The sequence below is a fragment of the Pseudoalteromonas rubra genome, assembly GCF_005886805.2.
Taxonomy (GTDB): Bacteria; Pseudomonadota; Gammaproteobacteria; order Enterobacterales; family Alteromonadaceae; genus Pseudoalteromonas; species Pseudoalteromonas rubra_D.
In genome coordinates, this window is the sequence record NZ_CP045429.1 from 698956 (window position 1) to 717379 (window position 18424).

Annotated in this window: 13 protein-coding genes; 8 read left to right on the plus strand and 5 right to left on the minus strand. The window is 48.2% G+C overall.

Annotated features, from left to right (window positions below):
- Positions 1-93: 93 nt before the first annotated feature.
- Positions 94-420, minus strand: coding sequence for a hypothetical protein (locus tag CWC22_RS03085; RefSeq protein WP_138536118.1), 327 nt, complete (start codon positions 418-420; stop codon positions 94-96).
- A gap of 129 nt (positions 421-549) precedes the next feature.
- The gene (locus CWC22_RS03090; RefSeq protein ID WP_138536120.1) at positions 550-936 is read right to left on the minus strand and encodes a hypothetical protein; all 387 of its coding nucleotides are present in this window, start codon (positions 934-936) and stop codon (positions 550-552) included.
- Between the two features lie 98 nt (positions 937-1034).
- Between CWC22_RS03090 and CWC22_RS03095 the strand changes: the two genes are divergently transcribed.
- Positions 1035-2270, plus strand: a complete 1236-nt coding sequence (locus CWC22_RS03095; protein WP_171044979.1) for an AraC family transcriptional regulator — start codon at positions 1035-1037, stop codon at positions 2268-2270.
- A gap of 147 nt (positions 2271-2417) precedes the next feature.
- Here CWC22_RS03095 and gorA read toward each other — a convergent pair whose 3' ends face one another.
- Entirely contained in the window at positions 2418-3776 is a 1359-nt protein-coding gene (gene gorA, locus CWC22_RS03100) for a glutathione-disulfide reductase (protein WP_138536124.1), read from the minus strand.
- 253 nt (positions 3777-4029) lie between these two features.
- On the opposite strand from gorA, the gene prlC reads away from it, so the two are divergent.
- The 6 genes from prlC to CWC22_RS03130 all read left to right on the plus strand — a co-directional run bounded on the left by prlC (position 4030) and on the right by CWC22_RS03130 (position 13387).
- Positions 4030-6075 (plus strand): oligopeptidase A, encoded by a 2046-nt coding sequence (prlC, locus tag CWC22_RS03105; RefSeq protein WP_138536126.1) that lies wholly within the window; start codon positions 4030-4032, stop codon positions 6073-6075.
- A gap of 159 nt (positions 6076-6234) precedes the next feature.
- Positions 6235-7374, plus strand: a complete 1140-nt coding sequence (locus CWC22_RS03110; protein ID WP_138536128.1) for a response regulator — start codon at positions 6235-6237, stop codon at positions 7372-7374.
- An 82-nt stretch (positions 7375-7456) separates the two neighbouring features.
- On the plus strand, positions 7457-8212 hold the full coding sequence (locus tag CWC22_RS03115; protein WP_138536130.1) for a class I SAM-dependent methyltransferase: 756 nt from the start codon (positions 7457-7459) through the stop codon (positions 8210-8212).
- 419 nt (positions 8213-8631) lie between these two features.
- A complete protein-coding gene (locus CWC22_RS03120; protein ID WP_049863609.1) occupies positions 8632-10557 on the plus strand; it encodes a methyl-accepting chemotaxis protein in 1926 nt (641 codons plus the stop codon).
- A 139-nt stretch (positions 10558-10696) separates the two neighbouring features.
- Positions 10697-11704, plus strand: a complete 1008-nt coding sequence (locus CWC22_RS03125) for a DUF4350 domain-containing protein (RefSeq protein WP_138536132.1) — start codon at positions 10697-10699, stop codon at positions 11702-11704.
- Between the two features lie 123 nt (positions 11705-11827).
- Positions 11828-13387, plus strand: a complete 1560-nt coding sequence (locus tag CWC22_RS03130) for a bifunctional GNAT family N-acetyltransferase/carbon-nitrogen hydrolase family protein (protein ID WP_138536134.1) — start codon at positions 11828-11830, stop codon at positions 13385-13387.
- 89 nt (positions 13388-13476) lie between these two features.
- On the opposite strand, the gene CWC22_RS03135 is transcribed toward CWC22_RS03130, so the two are convergent.
- Together CWC22_RS03135 and CWC22_RS03140 are read right to left on the minus strand one after the other, a co-directional pair.
- Positions 13477-13902 carry a hypothetical protein gene (locus CWC22_RS03135; protein ID WP_010383134.1) on the minus strand — a complete coding sequence of 142 codons (426 nt, stop codon included), beginning with the start codon at positions 13900-13902 and terminating at the stop codon, positions 13477-13479.
- 11 nt (positions 13903-13913) lie between these two features.
- Positions 13914-15722 (minus strand): S8 family peptidase, encoded by a 1809-nt coding sequence (locus CWC22_RS03140; RefSeq protein WP_138536137.1) that lies wholly within the window; start codon positions 15720-15722, stop codon positions 13914-13916.
- Between the two features lie 273 nt (positions 15723-15995).
- Here CWC22_RS03140 and CWC22_RS03145 point away from each other — a divergent pair, with 273 nt between their 5' ends.
- Complete coding sequence (locus tag CWC22_RS03145; RefSeq protein ID WP_138536139.1) at positions 15996-18404, plus strand: PAS domain-containing hybrid sensor histidine kinase/response regulator; 2409 nt, start codon at positions 15996-15998, stop codon at positions 18402-18404.
- Positions 18405-18424: the final 20 nt, after the last annotated feature.

The following is an 18424-nucleotide window of genomic DNA, read 5'->3' on the forward strand; positions in this document are numbered from 1 at the left end:
GGTTAGAGTGGCTTATGTTCTGAACAGAAGTCGTAATCTGACGTCTGGCCAATTGCCAGGATCAACAATGGTGTTTTTGACTGTGTGCTTGATTTATGGTGCCCATGCGCCCTGAGAGTGACTATGGCTTAAATAGGCCAGCCACTCTTTCACATTGGCAATGATAAACTCATAGCTATGACCGTTTATCAGCGTAATTCTGATTGCCTCAGTCGTTACAGGTAATAAACCTGCGCCTTTACCATAACACCTTTCTATTTTTGATATGGCACTTCGCTCAATATAATACGGTCCTAACCCAAACTTTTTATTCAACGGCTCGAAAATCAAGACATCTTTTGTTGCTGAGAGTTTACCATCAGAGCGGGCGACGCCGTTTTGTACTGTTGCAATAGAAACGCTTGTTGAAGTTTTATTCATGACTTTCCTTTTAATGAATAAGTGGGTTTTTATTACGGGTGGTTTTGATAAGTCAGCAATGTAAAAACTATGGGGATTTTAACAAGCAGAGGTTAATATCCGCCTCTGCTTGTCTGTGTTTGTGTCCCTTCAATGCTGGGTACTATATGTTTTTTGATTGGCTGCGCTTTTTTTCAACTGAATGGTGCCAGATAACGAAAACGCCAGTATTAACCCCATTAAAATAGTCGTGACGATTTTCGCTACCCATGGATCTTGCACCGCGAACGCTGCTGCGTAACTAAACGTGAGTATGTTCGCGAACAGAGCTGTAAGGTGAATTCTAAAGCTTGTTGTTTTTTCTTTTAATCTTGCAATGTTGAATGTGCAGGAGATTAAAAATGCGATAACCATTCCCGGGTTGCTCATCTGCTCTGGAGTAAGTTTAAAATTAAGGCTTATAAATACCGCAGCGCCATAAGCCACTGCGATTACGATAACAATGTAATTCAATAACAACTCTATCTTTGACTTCATACTTAACCTTTGATTTGTTGGTGTGGTTTTGTATGTTAAGCTCGTGCCAGGCGCTTTTCGGTGATACTGGCCAGTATGGACCGTTTATTTTTATCTTTTTGATTTATCTGTTTTTTATTTTTCTTTGCAAGGTGCAAAGAGGCCAGATTGGACGTGTTTTTGAATACAAGGGAGTCTTGATGTTCAGTTTTAGTAATATCGTTGCCTTGGGCTGTATTCAAGCCTGCATTCAATCCTTGTATCTCTTGAGGTTTTCTGGCCCGGGCAGATTGCTTGCTGTTTTTATACTGCTTGTTTCAACCAACATGTGTGTAGGTTTCTATGTAGACAGTGGTCTTTTTGAACCCGATATGCTGCTCATAACGATGTGGGAGGGGTTAAACAGCTATTTGTTGTTGGGCCCCATTTTTATGGCGTTTGTTATGACAATGACAAATTCAGCGCATCGGTTTGATAAAAAAGATGTAATTCACTTATTACCTTTTCTTGTGTGGGTCGGGTATTTCGGTTCAATCTCATTGTATGAGCAAAGTGACTTTCTGGCTGAGCAAGCTGTCAACTTACAAACAGTATCCACCAGACCCTTTTCTGAGCGGTTTTCCATGATACCTCTGTTAACCGCAGGGCATTTTTGTCTTTATCTGGCCTACGGTAGCTGGCAAATTTTTATGTTTTGGTGGCAACAACGCGGTAGCCATATTTTTCGCCAGCTGTGTTGGTTGCTTTGTGTCACTATGATTTGTTACCTGATGATGGTGAGTGTTTTTATCGTCTCAGTGACAGCAGTCATTATGGAACTTGAAAAATCAGATAAGCTGATTGCGTTGAGTTATCTGTCTACTGTGGTGGGCATATTTTCTATCAGTTATTTGTTGATTTGCTATGGGAGGCCTGCTGGCTTTAATCGTGCACTCGTAAAGGAGGGCATAACTGATAAAGACTTCGCAGAGCAAATCAAACCTGAAGTATCAACACAACAGAAAGGCCTTTTGATGTTGGTCGAGCAAGAACTCAGGACGAACAAACTTCATTTACATCCTGATTTCAGCCAAATTCAACTGGCAGAAAAACTGAATATAAGCAGGCATCAGCTTTCTGATGTGTTGGCTCTGCATTCTTCAGGCGGGTTTTATGAGCTGGTAAACCAATTAAGGGTGGATGCGGTAATTGAGGAGCTGGGAAAAAGACCTAAAAGTGACAGGTTAATTAATATTGCCTACGACTGCGGATTTAATTCAAAGTCTAGCTTTAATCAGGTATTTAAAAAGTATACCGGAAAAACGCCGAGTCAGTACCGTGATCTGGTTAAAGCAGGTGAGGCAGTATCACGCTAAGGGGAAAATGTGCATAACGCACCGTTGCGTTCCATTCATGCTTGGCTGTCGTGTGGGGCTAATTCTTCCCCATCGTTTCACAGCCGTTAAAAAACGCGAGCTGATGTATCAGACTCGCGCTTTTACTTTACTGACTAACGCTGAGCATTATCTCATAGTAACAAACTCTTCAGATCCCGTCGGGTGAATAGCCACAACCGAATCAAAGTCGGCTTTGGTTGCGCCCATCTTCATGGCAACACCAAAGCCCTGGATCATTTCATCAACCGCGAAGCCGATGCCGTGCAGGCCAACGATTTTTTCGTCTTCACCGGCACACACCAGTTTCATTTTACAAGGCTGACGGTGCTGGGTCACAGCTGTATACATGGCTGCAAAGGTTGAGGTGTAGACCTTGATGTTGTCTTCACCGTATTGTGCAACAGCTTCTGGCTCGGTCAGGCCGATAGTGCCGATTGGCGGGTGACTGAAGACCACAGTCGGGACCAGGTTGTAGTCCATTTTTGCGTTGGGCATATCCGGGTTAAACAGGCGCTCGGCCAGCATACGACCGGCTTTCACTGCCACCGGCGTCAGTTCAATGCCGCCTTCCATGATGTCACCCAGGGCATAAATGCCAGACACTGAGGTGTTCTGGTATTCGTCTACTTTTACGTAGCCGCTGTCTGTGATGGTCACATCGGTGGCAGCCAGGTTGATTTTATCAGTCACTGGTTCACGACCAATGGCCCAGATCACTTGCTCAACTGTGTGTGACTCGCCATTTTCCAGGTGTAAAGTGACGCTGCCGTCGTCGTTCTTGCTCAGCGACTCAGGGGTGCTGTGGGTGTGCAGGGTTGGCCCTTCTTTGTCCATTACCTCGGTGAGGGTGTCAATCAGGATAGGGTCAAAGTTGCGCAGCGGGGCATGTTTACGTACGAACAGGTGTGTGTCTGTACCCAGGCTGTGTAATACGCCCGCCAGCTCAACGGCAATATAGCCTGCGCCAATCACGGCCACGCTCTTAGGCTGTGCCTTAAGCTCAAAGAAGTCATTAGAATCAATGCCCAGCTCTGCGCCCGGAATATTCGGAATAGACGGGCGACCGCCTACGGCGATACAGATGTGGTCGGCGGTGTAGTGTTCGCCATTGACTTCAACCGTATTGTTATCAACGAATTTGGCAAAGCCATTGATCACAGTGACACCATTGCTGGCCAGGTATTTGTTATAACCCTGGTGGATGCGGCCAATGTAGGCTTCGCGGCTTTCAACCAGTTTGCCCCAGTCAAAGTCCTTCACCTCTACATCAAAGCCATAATCTGGTGCATACAGTTTAATGGCTTCGGCCACTTGTGCGCCATGCCACATGACTTTTTTGGGCACGCAGCCCACGTTTACACAGGTGCCACCCATGTGCTTAGCTTCGATAAGGGCGACTTTTGCGCCACGCATTGCTGCCCGGTTGGCCGAGGCAATACCACCACTTCCGCCACCAATGGCGATATAATCAAAATGTTGTGCCATGCTTTAATCTCTATAAATGCTGATAAATGGCCCTAGCTTAACACTATATCTGCCGGGGCAAAGTCTGGTGGGATGAATTTTTCCGATGATAGCCATCGCTTTTTCCGATGGCATGGTGATGTTGCACGTGACCAGAGAGTGTGACGTCTTAGGATGGCCCTGATTAATTTTTCTGGATTGACCGGGGAGCCTTGTTTTTTGTCAGAAAACACCCCAAATACATGAGATAAGCAAAGATCTACTGAGAGGCGTTATGACTAACCCGTTAATTGGCATGGAAGGCTTGCCACCGTTTTCACAAATTAAACCAGAACATGTTGTAGAGGCACTTAAGCAGGCAATCGCGCACTGTCGTGACACCATAGAGGGGGTGCTCAAAAACGATTCATATAGCTGGGAAAACCTGGTCTTGCCGCTCGAAGAGGCCGATGACAAACTATCTCGTATGTGGTCGCCGGTGTCTCACATGCACTCGGTTGTCAACAACGATGCTTTGCGTCAGGCCTATGATGCCTGTCTGCCGTTGATCTCAGATTACAGCACCTATGCCGGACAGCATCAGGGACTCTACGAAGCCTATAAATCTCTGAAAGAGTCCGACAGCTTTGCAGCACTGAGCACGGCACAGCAAAAAACCATCAACAATGCACTGCGCGACTTTCAGTTGTCGGGCATTGCCCTGGCCCCTGAGCAGCAAAAGCGTTACGGCGAGATCAGTGCTCGATTATCTGAGCTGGCAGCCAAGTTTGGTAACAATGTGATGGACGCCACTCAAGCCTGGACCAAGCATGTGACTGATAAAGCCGAATTGTCTGGCTTACCTGAATCAGCATTGGCACTGGCGGCACACACGGCGCAGAGCAAAGAACTGGAAGGCTGGGTATTTACCTTGGATATTCCGTCGTACCTGCCAGTAATGACCTATGCGGACAACCGATCGCTGCGAGAAGACATGTACCGTGCTTTTGTGACGCGTGCGTCAGATCAGGGCCCGAATGCCGGAGAGTTCGATAACTCAGAGATCATGCGTGAGGAGCTGGCTTTGCGTTATGAACTGGCGCAGTTGCTGGGCTTTGACAGTTATGCAGATAAATCACTGGCCACTAAAATGGCGCAGTCACCTGAGCAAGTATTTGCCTTTTTAAATGACCTGGCGGTGCATGCCAAGCCACAGGCAGAGAAAGAGCTGGCCGAGCTTAAAGCATTTGCAGAAAAAGAGCATGGTGCCAATGAGTTGGCGGCATGGGACTACGGTTATTATGGCGAAAAGCTAAAACAGGCCAAATATGCCATCTCTGATGAGCTATTACGTCCTTACTTCCCGGCAGATACCGTACTCAAAGGCTTGTTTGAAACCGTTAACCGTCTGTTCGGTATTAAAGTCACAGAGGTTCAGGATTTCGATACTTATCATCCGGATGTGCGTTTTTTCGCTATTCATGATGCACAAGATACTTTGCGCGGCCATTTCTATCTGGACCTGTATGCCCGCGAACATAAGCGCGGCGGCGCCTGGATGGACGACTGCATGGGCCGTAAGGTACGTGCCAGCGGTGAGTTGCAAACACCGGTTGCTTATCTGGTGTGTAACTTCAACAAAGCGGTAGGCGATAAACCAGCGTTGTTCACGCACTACGAAGTCACGACGTTATTCCATGAGTTTGGTCATGGTATTCACCATATGTTGACTCAGGTCGATGCTGCACCGGTTGCAGGTATCAACGGGGTTGCCTGGGACGCGGTAGAATTGCCAAGCCAGTTCCTGGAAAACTGGTGCTATGAGGAAGAGGCGCTGGCCTTTATTTCTGGCCACCATGAGACTGGCGAGCCGTTACCTAAAGCATTGCTCGACAAACTGCTGGCAGCGAAAAACTTCCAGTCCGCGATGCAGATGCTGCGTCAGCTGGAGTTCTCTTTGTTTGATTTCCATATTCACAGCGATTTTGATGCAGATAAACCGTGTCAGATCCAGCAAACACTGAACGCCGTTCGCGAAAAAACAGCGGTTGTAAAAGCGCCGGAGTTTAATCGCTTCCAGCACAGCTTTAGCCATATTTTTGCTGGTGGTTACAGCGCAGGTTACTACTCCTATAAGTGGGCTGAAGTACTCTCAGCGGATGCATTCTCCCGGTTTGAAGAAGAAGGGATTTTCAATCGCCAGACCGGTGCGGACTTTATGCAGCATATTCTGGAGAAGGGGGGCTCAGAAGAACCAATGGCTTTGTTTACCCGTTTCCGTGGTCGTGAGCCAAGTGTAGACGCACTGCTGCGCCACAGTGGTATCGAAAAAGCGGCATAATCGCCCTTATGCTGGTGGCGTTTTGAACATCTGTTCCCCGCGTGCCACCAGCGCCGACTCAAAAACACCACATAAGTACTTTGTGTGGTGTTTTCCATTCGCAAATTAGACAGTTCACGCTATGCTGTTCTAAAGAACAAACCTTGTAGGGAATGCTGCATGAGCAATCTAGTACTGGCCATTGATGACGATAAACTGGTACATCACATTGTTGAACAATCTTTACTGCACAGCTGCAAAGTCATCCATGCCTACAGTGGCGAAGAAGGGCTGGAAATGGCAGCACAGCAGCGCCCGGATATTATTTTACTCGATATTGAAATGCCTGGTCCTTCGGGGTTTGAGGTGTGTGAGCGACTCAAAGCCAATCCTCAGTTGTGTGATATCCCGGTGATGTTCTTATCTTCCAAAAGTGCTACCTCTGAGCGCATGCGAGGCTATAACGCCGGTGGTGCCGACTACATTGTCAAACCCTTCGACAGCGATGAAATGCTGGCCCGTATTAAAGTACTCGATGAGTATCGCCGCCAGTCACTTAAGCTGAAGCAGGATGTTCAAAAAGCGCAAATCACGGCCGAAATTGCTATGTCGGATTCGGGTGATATGGGCCGCATTATGCGGTATGTCGGCCAGTCTTATCATGCCCATGACCTGAATACGCTGTCGGAGTATTTCTTTGAGTTTTTTGTGCCTTTGCAGCTGCAAGTTGCCGTCGCATTTTGGTATCACGACAGCGAAGTGTTTTATTCTCAGGAAGGTGCTATTCAGCCTTTGGAGCAGGAGCTGCTCGAAAAACACCGTGATGGCGACCGGTTTGTTGACTTTGGTCGTCGCACCATTATTAACTACCCCAAAGTCTCACTGCTGATCAAAAACATGCCAACCGATGATGTGGGCTTGTACGGACGTTACAAAGATCTGCTGCCGCATATACTGGAAGCCACCAATGCCAAAATCAAAGATATGGAGGTCAGCGAAGTCGCCCTCAATAAAGTGGAGCAAATTGGTCTGGCATTTGAAGAGCTGAGCGATCAGCTGGGTGAGGTGGCCACAGCGTATAATGACAAGCTGAGCCAGTTTTCTGACTATGTGAGTGGCGGGCAGGCCAATGGCAAACAAGCCGAAGTAAAGCAGTTGTATGAGCACTTTTCACTGATCAATGACGACTTTTCGATTATCCGCTACAAGCTGGGAGAAATCACAGAAGTACGCCATGAACTGATCCAGAGCCTCAACCAGATGGCCAAACCCTGGAGCGAGGAAGATGTGCCCGCCCAGACCGACATTGAATTGTTCTAATCAGTTCAGGCACAGACACAAAGATTTCATAACCGGGATGATCCAGATATAATCTCTGCGTTACTATTTGCGGAGCCTGCTGTTGATCATCCACACCCCTTTTGCCGAAAACCGACCTTATCTTGAGCGTATAGAGCAGCAGTTTGCGCTGCACGACTGGCAGCAGGCCAATCCCAATTTCCGTCTGACTTATGATGAAGCGGGTTTGCAGTTGCTAAAACTGGATGAGCCAAAGCTCGGTGGCATACGGGTAGACTTTGTCACCGGCGCCAGTGCACATCGTCGTAAGTTTGGCGGTGGTAAAGGGCAGGCCATTGCTAAGGCAGTGGGGCTGAATAAAGGTGCAACCCCAGTGGTACTTGATGCAACCGCTGGACTGGGACGCGATGCGTTTGTGCTGGCTGCGTTGGGGTGTGAAGTGATATTGCACGAACGCCATCCGGTGGTGGCTGCCTTGCTGTTTGACGGTCTGGAGCGCGCCTATCAGGATAGTGAAATCGGCAGCTGGATGCAGCAAAATATGCGGATGATCTTTGGCTCCAGCCATGACTTGTTAGCGCAAAGTGCGTTAAACCCGGACGTTGTTTATCTGGACCCCATGTTTCCGCATCGTGAGAAATCAGCTCAGGTTAAAAAAGAAATGCGGGTGTTCCAGTCCCTGGTCGGGGGAGATGATGACGCCGATGCTTTATTGCCATTCGCTTATGCACTGGCCACCAAGCGGGTTGTGGTTAAACGCCCGGATTATGCGCCTTTCCTGAACGAGCAAAAACCCAGTATGCAGATAGAGACCAAAAAGAATCGTTTTGATGTTTATGTCAAAGCCGCGATGAAGTAGCACTATTTACGCGCCACTTTTCGTGTCTTTCAGTCACCCCGCATTGGATACGGACACTGCTTAACGGCAACACGGCAAGCCTGCGCTTTATTCATTTATTGCATTCAATGCAGCCACTCAGGCTTTAGCCGGACAACCTTTTGTTTATGTGTGGCTAAAAAACAAGCTGAAAATAGAAGAAGCTACTCCCCGTTTTGTGCTAAAAATGGGCTTTTAAAGCAAAAGTAGAGTCTGAAATTGACCATTCTGAGCAGGCTGTCATCTGTATGAAGTAAAGTTCCTGTAAAAGGTAGAGAGTTCTCCTACGCCAAAAGTATGTTTTTAAAATCGCCTGGCTACTTTCTGAGCAATCTACATCAAATTGTCATAAAACATTAATAGTCTACGCCCGAATTTGAATCAATATGGCTGTAGTATCTATGCGTGTTTCTACCTTTACCCGGCTGCTTGCCGTGTTACTGGCCTTGGCCAGTATCGTGCTTGCTGCCACTTTGTTTTGGGCCAGTCAGGTCTTTAGTGAATTAGACAAACAAAACAACGCCTATGTTACGCTGAAAAACACCATACTGATCGATTTAGCCGGTACGATCGAAGACTATCTGAGCAGTGGCGACAGCCAGGAGCTCAGTAAAGCCAGCGGACAAATAGCGCAACTTAAACAACAGCAATTGACAGCGTTGCCTTCAACCCTTGCCAGCGATATGACCAGTCAGCTTGATGCACTCGATGCGGACATCAATGGCAAGTATCGCGCGTTGGGCAAGCTGTCGGGCAATGAAATGGCATTACTGGACAATGCCATCAGGCAGATGTCAGGCTCGGCGTCATCATTAATGAGTTACACCGCCAAAGCCCCTGAACATCCGCTTGCACCGCGTTACTATGCACTGGCTTCAGACTATTATGGTGAAGTGACCAACCTGAGCATTTACACCTACCAGCTCGTGATCCATTTTGAGCAGCAAACACGTCAGAACCTGATGAACAGTGTGCGTCGTCTTCAGGAGCTGGCGCAACAAATCGATCGCCTTGGCAATCTGGGCGTAATGAGTGAAATTGATGAAGATGAGCTGTTTTTGGGCGCGGAAGCTGAAGATTTGGCTTTAGAAATTAAGGCCGAGCTGATCAGCTGGCCTAAGCGGTTTAGTCGCGATCTGGAAAACACCCTGGCCCAGGCCGAGCAGCGTCAGCAGGGTATGGCGCAGTTAAGAGGTGATATTAAGGATATTTCGGCACTGGTGCTGAGTGCTGAAGTGGCACTACAAGCCGAGCAGAATTCACTGAAGAAAAACGTGTTTACTATCTTTGGCGTGGCGATCGGCTTGCTGGTACTGTTGGCCATTGCTGTTTACATCGTCCAGTTTAGCCAGGTATTGACGCCACTGCGTCAGTTACGTAATGGCTTTGCGTTCCTGATAGAGAGCAATGAGTTGAAAAACATCGACAGTCAGAATGCCAATACTGAAATTGGTGAAATCGCCAGTTACTTTAACCAACTGATTGAACGTCAGCGCGGTGAAGCTGAGGAGCGCGAACAAATGCTGGCGGTGATCAATGACTTTATGCAGGATATGAATACCAACCTGGCCAGTATCAGCGAACTGGCTGAGACCACCTCAACACAAGTAGAGCAGAACCAGGACCAGCTGGATGAGATTAAAGCGCTGGGTCTGGAAGCCAGCGAAATCAACCAACAGGTATCAGATAATGCGGGTGAAACCTTCTCTGCGATGAAACAAAGTGTCGGTTACGCTGAATCGATGCTAAGCGCAAGTTCCAGCACACAACAACGGGTAGAGCAAGGCTTGTCCAGCCTTAATGAGCTACTCAATGGCGTTGCCGATGTGGGCAAAGTGATCGAAATGATCCGCACCATTGCAGAACAAACCAATTTGCTGGCACTGAACGCCGCCATTGAATCAGCGCGTGCGGGTGAGCATGGGCGCGGGTTTGCTGTTGTGGCCGATGAGGTGCGTAAGCTGGCGCAGCAAACGCAGGATTCACTCTCTGATATCAATGAACAACTGAATATTCTCAGTGATAACTCAAGCAAAGTGTCTTCACAGATCAGCGCACTGGCTGATGAAGCACAGCAACAGACAGAGCATGCTCAGGAGTTAAAGGGGAACTCTGAAGGCGTCGCAGAGCGCGCGCAAAGTGCCAGTCAGGTCGCTGAACATGCCATGGAACTGGCGCAGCAGCAAAGTACATTGGTCGATAACTTCAGCAGCGCAATGGCCACGATGAAGCAGCAGGTGAATGGCTCTAACCAGCAGGTACGTGATATTCAGCACAGCCTGCAAGAGCAAATGGCCAAGATCCGTGAGAGTATCGGGATTCGATAACCGTTGCGGTCATTGAGTTAACTTATCTGCTCGCCTGACGTGTTAAGCGAGCAGAGGCCCTGGCTGTTCTTTTCTGGTAAGTCGTCGGATCTTTGCTAATACTTGCCAATGCATGATGGAAAAGTAAGGACAGCACACAATGAATTGGCTAGCCAAAGCGCTGACTGCGGGCATGCTCTCCGTGAGCGTCGGGTCAGGCTTGATTGCCTGTACTGACAGTACCCAGCAGGGCGACCCGGACTTCACACCCCAAAATACTGAACGGCGTTTCTCAGCAGATAGTAGCCCATTGGTGTTGTTTGATGAGGCACACCATAACTTTCTGACTATGCATGGCCGCTATCGGGCCTTCACTCAGGTATTGCAAAGTGATGGCTATACTGTGAGAGCCAGCAGTCAGCCATTCAGCACAGCACACTTAAACCAGGCTGATATTCTTGTGATAGCCAATGCGCTGGACCGTAATCGCACAGACTGGAGCCCTCCCTTTGGTAAGGCGTTTACAGCGCAAGAGGTGAGCGCCGTTATCGGCTGGATAGAGCAGGGCGGATCGCTGTTTTTAGTGGCGGATCATACGCCGTTTCCCCGCGTGATCGATAACCTGACAACAGCACTGGGCGTTGAATTCAGTCATGGTCATGTGGGTGAAGCGCAGTTTAGTACCGCTGATAATACCCTCGCACAACACGCCATCTCACTGGCCGTGGTGCCCGCATTGAGAACCTTGCCCGGCGCGGTGTCTATGACCGGGTTTGGCGTTACCAGTGCGGTTGGCGGGGCTGCATCAGCCGCGGCAGAGCAATCGACAGGTCAAATCGAGCAGGTGCGCTCCTTTGGCGGGTCGGCATTCAAAGTACCACTAGGTGCTGTTTCGTTACTGACGCTTGGCTCAGGGAAGATAGCGGTGACACCAGAGGTCCCCTTTCAGATCACAGCCGACAGTCCTCGTGTGGATGTCGCAGGCTGGAGCCAGGGCGCCGTATTCGAGCTTGGGAAAGGCCGCGTTGCGGTATTTGCTGAAGGCATGATGTTCTCATCTCAGGTTGATAGCAAAACTGGTAAAAAATATGGTCTGGCTTCTGCCGGTGCTGAGCACAATGAGGGGTTTTTGCTGAATGTCATGAGCTGGCTGGCCCGCGCTGAGTAAACCAGAACACCCTCATGCCTAACTTTGCTACGCTAATTTGTGCGCTTATTTTGCAGCGACTATCTTTAACTAAGGTGGTCGTATAACACCGTAAACAGTGAATATTGCAAAGCAGGAGCCACAATGAGCGACGGTAATTTAACGGAGAACTTTGAACATAAACTCAATCTGCGCAGCCTGGAGGCAGGTGACTACGCAGATCTTAAAGAAGTCATGGCCATTGTTTACCCTGATTTAGGCGGGGCACCTTCAGAAAAGCAGTTTAAGGCTCAGCTCTCTAGTTTTCCCGAAGGCCAGATCTGTATTGAGGATCATGGTAAAGTCGTCGCAGCTGCGTTCTCATTGATTGTGGATTACGACAAGTTTGGCGATCATCACACCTATGAGGAGATCACCGGCGATGCCTATCTGACCACTCATGACCCACTCGGCGACGTGTTGTACGGCGCAGAAGTCTTTGTGCATCCCGATTATCAGGGGATGCGCCTGGGGAGGCGGTTATATGAAGCCAGAAAAGAGCTCTGCCAGAGTCTCAATCTTAAGTCGATTGTGGCAGGCGGGCGTATTCCCAACTATCAGCACCATGCCAGTGAGATGTCGCCACAGAAATATATTGAACTGGTCAAAAAGAAAGAAATTTACGACCCCATTTTGAGCTTTCAACTGTCCAACGATTTTGAGGTTAAACGGGTGCTTAATAAATACCTCCCCGAAGACAAAGAATCGAAAGGCTATGCCACTTTACTGGAATGGACCAATCTTTACTACGAACGCAATGAAGTGCCGCTGTTTGGTGCGGTGAAGAAGTCGGCCAGGGTCGGCTGTGTGCAGTGGCAAATGCGGCCATTGCATTCTGTGGAAGAGCTGACACAGCATGTGGAGTTTTTTATTGACGCGCTGGCTGACTATCAATGTGATCTGGCGTTGTTACCCGAGCTGTTTAATGCGCCCCTGATGGGTATTGAAGCACACGAAAGTTCACTGGACTCAATCAAAGCGCTGGCTGAGTTCTCGACAGAAGTGGTGGAGGCTATTTCGCATCTGGCAGTGAGTTATAACATCAATATCATCGCCGGCTCCATCCCGGTGATTGAAGACAAAGCCCTCTACAATGTGTCCTATTTCTGCCGTCGTGATGGCACCATTGAATCGCAAACCAAGATCCACCCGACTCCCTATGAAAAAAGTACCTGGATCATGCAAGGTGGCGACAGTCTGAACGTGTTTGATACCGATTTTGGAAAAATAGGCATCCTCATTTGCTATGATGTGGAATTCCCTGAACTGGGGCGGTTACTCTCAGAGCAGGGCATGCAGATCTTGTTTGTCCCATTCTGGACAGATACCAAAAATGCTTATTTACGGGTACGCTGTTGTGCCCAAGCCCGCGCCATAGAGAACGAATGCTATGTGGTGACGGCAGGCAGTGTGGGTAACTTACCTAAGGTCGATGGCGCAGATATCCAGTACGCCCAGTCTGCGGTGTTCTCGCCCTCAGATTTTGCATTTCCTCACGATGCCACTATGGCCGAAACCACCCCCAACACAGAGATGACTCTGATAGTCGACTTGGATCTGGAGAAGTTACACGAGTTGCGTCACGAGGGCTCCGTCAGAAACTATCTGGACAGAAGGCGGGACCTGTATCGAATTAACTGGCTGGGCGAGCAAAAAGTTAAGTGATTGGGATAGGCGCATGTGGTGAACATGCGCTGAGACTATGGCTGCTCAGAAGAGCTACCCAGCACCTGAGTGCTGGGTTTGTATACCCGCTACTCTGACTCCAGGCCCTCGATATCAATACCAAATTGGGTGCTGGTCACCCCTGCCAGGCCCTCGATATGGGCTTTAAAGGCATTCAGCTCTGTACCAGGTTGTGCTGCGAAGATGGCACGATTGGCCCGTACATAAACCAGTTCCAGGTTATGTGCCGCAGCAAATTCCTGTGCATTGATGAGCGGCTCCAGCTCTGCAACCACTTCACCAGTTAAAATGTAGGTGGTGCCGGTTTTCGCATCTGTGATTGCTACACCTGTTAGCAAGTGCTCACTGGCAGACAAGTAACTTTTTCCATTGAGCGTCACGCTATGGCTGAGTGTCGCACTGAGCGGTTGTGCTTCATACACTTCGTTACTGGATGCACTGGCAGTTGAAATTCCGCAGGCAAGTAATGCGGTGGTGAGTAAGTATTTTTTCATGTCAGTACTCCTTATTTACGACCGATGAAGCGAATGTCCCACGACTTCAGCAGGCCATTGTCTGAATTGTTTCTGTGCACCATGTTGACGTTGGGCGCACCAGCTGCACGCGGGTCGAAAACATAGAATTCGTCCTGAGCTGCTGTATCGATGACACGAAGGGTCCATTCACCTTGTGCCTGCTCACCATAGAAGTGATGTGTCAGCATTTGTGTATTTTCCATGCCGTTTTGCCCCAGGATGGTGCCTGTGCGTGGTGTCATGATCACACTGCGCGTACCTGATGGAGAAATCAGTTCAATGGCTAAATCTCTAGTGCTGGTGTGGTCGATGTTAACACGTACCTGAATGGCATCGACTGTCATCACTTCTGTTGACTGATAAGTGCTTGATACCCCATTGATATCGCCATCTGGAATGGCACTGTTAGCTGTCACTGTAAAGCGTTCAGTTTGTGTGAACTGACCCAGCTGTTGGTCATAGAAGCGCGCCATGTTGACGGCTGCGTCAACGTCTACTGCACCGAAGCCATAGAAGTTATGGAAGGCATAGCCTGCAGCGTTGGTTTGCCAGGCGTCAATGGCCTGATAGCTGACCGTGTCACCTTGCGCAGTTTCAAACGACAGTGCCACACCGGCGTTATCCGGATCGATTTGTCTGGCGGTGCTGGCCAGTATGTGACGCACATCTTGCCAGCTCAATGCCGGGTTGGCAGACATGATCAGGGCAATGGCACCCGCGGCACTTGGGGCTGCCGAAGACGTCCCGTTGAAGCGCGCGCCATAATCACAGTTCGGATCTAATGGATGGCCACCATGTAAGTCATTGCGACCATAAGCCGGGTTGTAGCCAGCATCACAGCCGGTCAGATCGGTCGTGACCATTGCCGGGGTATAGACACCATATTGACCGCCCGTGGCTGATACGAATACTGCTGAACCAACGGTGGAGTATGAAGACAACTGGCCATCGGCGTTGTAGGCCGACACAACCATATTCCAAAATGAGGTATCCATTTGCTCCAGGTTGACGTTCTGTAAAGGCAGGCCATGGTTGTTGTTTTCAAAGCGCAGATAGCCGGAGCCAAAACGAGGGTCGGTAAAAGTTTGTCTGGCGTAGCCATTACCCGCAGATTTGACGAACAGGGCACCACGTCCACCATGAGTGGTACGGGTGATCTCTTCCTGGGCATCTTCATAGGTTTTCAGCCAGGGATCGACTGTGTAGTCAAAGCTGTCTGGTGCAGACATAGTGCGGCCATAGCTTTGGTTAAAAATTCTTGGGAAATCAAAAGAATGTTTATTATAGCCATCTGAGTACATGCCGTGCGATTGTAGCCAGTTGGCGGTATTGTAGTTGCCTGATGAGATCAGATTAAAGCCCACAATACCGGCGCGTGGTGCGATGCCTCGTCCACCAATGCCGTTAAAGGCACTGGCAGCAATGATCCCGGCAACCGACGTGCCGTGACGATCTGTGGGGCCACCAGGGACCAGATCCGGTGTATCAGTGGTAAAGTTCCATGAACCAGGGCGCACGTTGTCGCGCAGATCCGGGTGGGTTAGCTCTACGGCGCCATCGATCACCGCGGCTGTCACACCTGTGCCCAAAATGCCCAGCGCATGGGTCAGTGACAAGTTCATGTCTTCACCGGCTTTACCACCTCTGTCAGAGAATGCTGCCTGACCTGTATTTTGCAAATGCCACTGATGAGAGACCAACGGATCGCCAGGCATTAGTGGATAGTCGTTAGCCGAGACGGCTACGCTGTGGGTAGCAGCAATACAGGCTGCCAGTATTGTAAGCTTAGTTCTTATCATAAATTAGTTTCTTCTTATTTACATTTGTACCTGTTGTTTTGCGTACCCTATATTGTCACATTTGAAAATGCAAGGTTGCGCCTTGTTTTCTTTATGGGTTTTTTTATTTGTTTTTTTGTTGCTTTTGACTGGTTGGTGTGGCTTTTTGCTTCAATCGCAAATGAGGCTGCTGGAACTGCATCAGATTGATCTAGCCAATGCAAAAGCACCCTGACTTTATCATCCGTTTTTTTTCGCCTACATTTTTAGCATGAACACTTCTTTGACTTCAGTATGGCTAAATTACCGGATGTAAAAATTTTGGACGGAACACCACAATTCGATGCTGAACCTGCACAGTTTCCGCGCAGTATGAGTGAAACTGAGTTGCTTCAATTTCTGAAGTTGTCAATGGAGTATACGACCGATGAAATCTTATGGATAAGTTCTGACTCTGAAATCCTGTATCTCAACAGTGCTGCAAGTAAAAAACTGGGTTATGCAAAAGGTGAACTGATTGGATCGCAAATTTGGGTGTGCAACCCCAGTTTCGCACCAAAAAGCTGGGCTGAGTTTTGGTTGAGGGTGCAGAGTAACAAGCACATCGATTTCGAAACTCAACATCAGCATAAAACAGGCGCGCGTTTTCCTGTCAGGGTCCGTGGACATTTGGTTGAACATGGCGCTAAGAAGTCTTTGCTGGCATTTGTCTCTGATCTTGAAGTCCGTATGCATACATTGGGTGGAGCCAGTATGCAGATTGAAACTTTGCTCGAACAAGAAAGGCAAAAGTTTGCGGAGTTTGTGGATCTTGCACCGATTGGTATCGCCATTAACTATCTGGAAGATGGCCGGTTCGATTATATCAACGCAGAATTTAGTCGTTTTACGGGGTACAGTGTTGATGAACTAAATCAGATGGATTACTGGCAACTCACGCCAAAAAAATATGCTGATCAAGAAGCTAAGCAACTTGCTGACATGGCAGAAACGGGGCGTTATGGTCCATATCAGAAAGAGTATATTCATAAGCTAGGACACACCTTACCCGTATTGTTATCAGGCATTTTGATAACCGACGTCACTGGACAGGACTTTATATGGTCCGTCGTTCAGGACATTTCAAAACAAAAAGAAGTGGAAGAGCAAATTCGTGCGGCCAAGGAAAAGGCAGATGTCAGTGCATTTAGAATGCAATTAGCGAATGATTCTGCCGGGATAGGTGTATGGGAATGGGATTTGCTGACCAATGCACTGGTATGGGATGACTGGATGTATAGGTTGTATGGTATCTCGGAAGAGACATTTTCAGGTGCTTATGAAGCCTGGGAGAACAGTGTTCACCCTGATGATATTGCCTCAGCTAGAGCTTTGCTTGAATCGGCAATCGCAGGAACAGGTTACTACGATACTGAGTTTAGAGTGGTCCATCCCGATGGGCGGATAAGAACCATGAAAGCGACAGCTGAGGTGATCCGAAATGAGCAAAATCAGGCCGTTAAAGTCATTGGTGTTAACTATGATATCACTGAAAAAGTAACAGCAATGAAAACCATGATTAAGGCTAAGCAAGAAGCGGAAAACGCAGCTAAAGCTAAAAGTGATTTTCTTGCCAATATGAGCCATGAGATCCGGACGCCGATGAACGCCATATTGGGCGGGTTGCAATTGCTTGATCAGGCCAGGTTGGAATCTGATTTAAAAGTTATCTTGGATAATGCGGCTTTTTCAGCGCAAAGCTTGCTGACAGTTATCAATGATATTCTGGATTATTCTAAAATTGAGTCTAATCAGTTAACACTTGAGCAGGCGCCCTTTTCGTTGATCGATGTGTTGGATTCAGTGAAATATGACCTCGATAGTATTGTAAGCAAAAAAGGCATTGAATTGATTGTGAGCATTGAGTCGTCCTTTACAGACGGCTGGCTGGGCGATCTTGTCAGAGTCAAACAGGTGTTGCTCAATCTTATCTCTAATGCGGTGAAATTTACGGATCAGGGTTGTGTTAAAGTGATTGTGAGCTGCACAGAGCAGAATAACCAACAGGCGCTCTGTATTGATGTGATTGATTCAGGGATAGGGATGAGCGTAGAAGCTCAGCAGCGGATTTTTGAGCGTTTTGCTCAGGCGGATAGTTCAACTACACGAAAATATGGTGGAACAGGTTTAGGGATGTCTATCACGCTGAGCCTTGTTAAGTTAATGAATGGCTCTTTGGATTTAATCAGTAAAGAGGGAGAGGGCACCCAAATTAAGGTTGTATTACCCCTGGAGAAAACAGTACTTAAATCGAGTGGCCAAAAAAGTGAATCGTTATCGCCGCCAGATTTGACGGGGAAACACATTCTAGTTGCCGAGGATAATAAGATTAACCAAATGTTGATCAAGGCAATTTTAAAAAGTACACAGGCAGCACTGACAATTGTCGAAAATGGCACTCAGGCTGTCGACGCGGTACTACATACTCACTTTGATTTAATACTGATGGATATTCACATGCCAGAAATGGATGGCAACGAAGCGCAGCGTCAAATTAGCAAGAGTCATGCGGACATGCCTGTTATTGCACTGACTGCGAATGTGATGACAGAAGATGTGAAAGGGTATTTGGCACAGGGATTTGTGGCGCATGTTGGCAAGCCTATAGATATGAATAATCTATATCAGGTGTTAGCGCGTTTTTCGACCTCTTCAGAGCTGTGAGCCGATATGATTACGTAAGC

Bases quoted from the DNA above. Each gene is read 5' to 3' on its own strand.
- CWC22_RS03145 (WP_138536139.1), top strand. From the start codon at position 15,996: ATGGCTAAATTACCGGATGTAAAAATTTTGGACGGAACACCACAATTC.
- CWC22_RS03110 (WP_138536128.1), top strand. From the start codon at position 6,235: ATGAGCAATCTAGTACTGGCCATTGATGACGATAAACTGGTACATCAC.
- CWC22_RS03140 (WP_138536137.1), bottom strand. From the start codon at position 15,722: ATGATAAGAACTAAGCTTACAATACTGGCAGCCTGTATTGCTGCTACC.
- CWC22_RS03125 (WP_138536132.1), top strand. From the start codon at position 10,697: ATGAATTGGCTAGCCAAAGCGCTGACTGCGGGCATGCTCTCCGTGAGC.
- prlC (WP_138536126.1), top strand. From the start codon at position 4,030: ATGACTAACCCGTTAATTGGCATGGAAGGCTTGCCACCGTTTTCACAA.
- CWC22_RS03090 (WP_138536120.1), bottom strand. From the start codon at position 936: ATGAAGTCAAAGATAGAGTTGTTATTGAATTACATTGTTATCGTAATC.
- CWC22_RS03135 (WP_010383134.1), bottom strand. From the start codon at position 13,902: ATGAAAAAATACTTACTCACCACCGCATTACTTGCCTGCGGAATTTCA.
- gorA (WP_138536124.1), bottom strand. From the start codon at position 3,776: ATGGCACAACATTTTGATTATATCGCCATTGGTGGCGGAAGTGGTGGT.
- CWC22_RS03120 (WP_049863609.1), top strand. From the start codon at position 8,632: ATGCGTGTTTCTACCTTTACCCGGCTGCTTGCCGTGTTACTGGCCTTG.
- CWC22_RS03085 (WP_138536118.1), bottom strand. From the start codon at position 420: ATGAATAAAACTTCAACAAGCGTTTCTATTGCAACAGTACAAAACGGC.
- CWC22_RS03130 (WP_138536134.1), top strand. From the start codon at position 11,828: ATGAGCGACGGTAATTTAACGGAGAACTTTGAACATAAACTCAATCTG.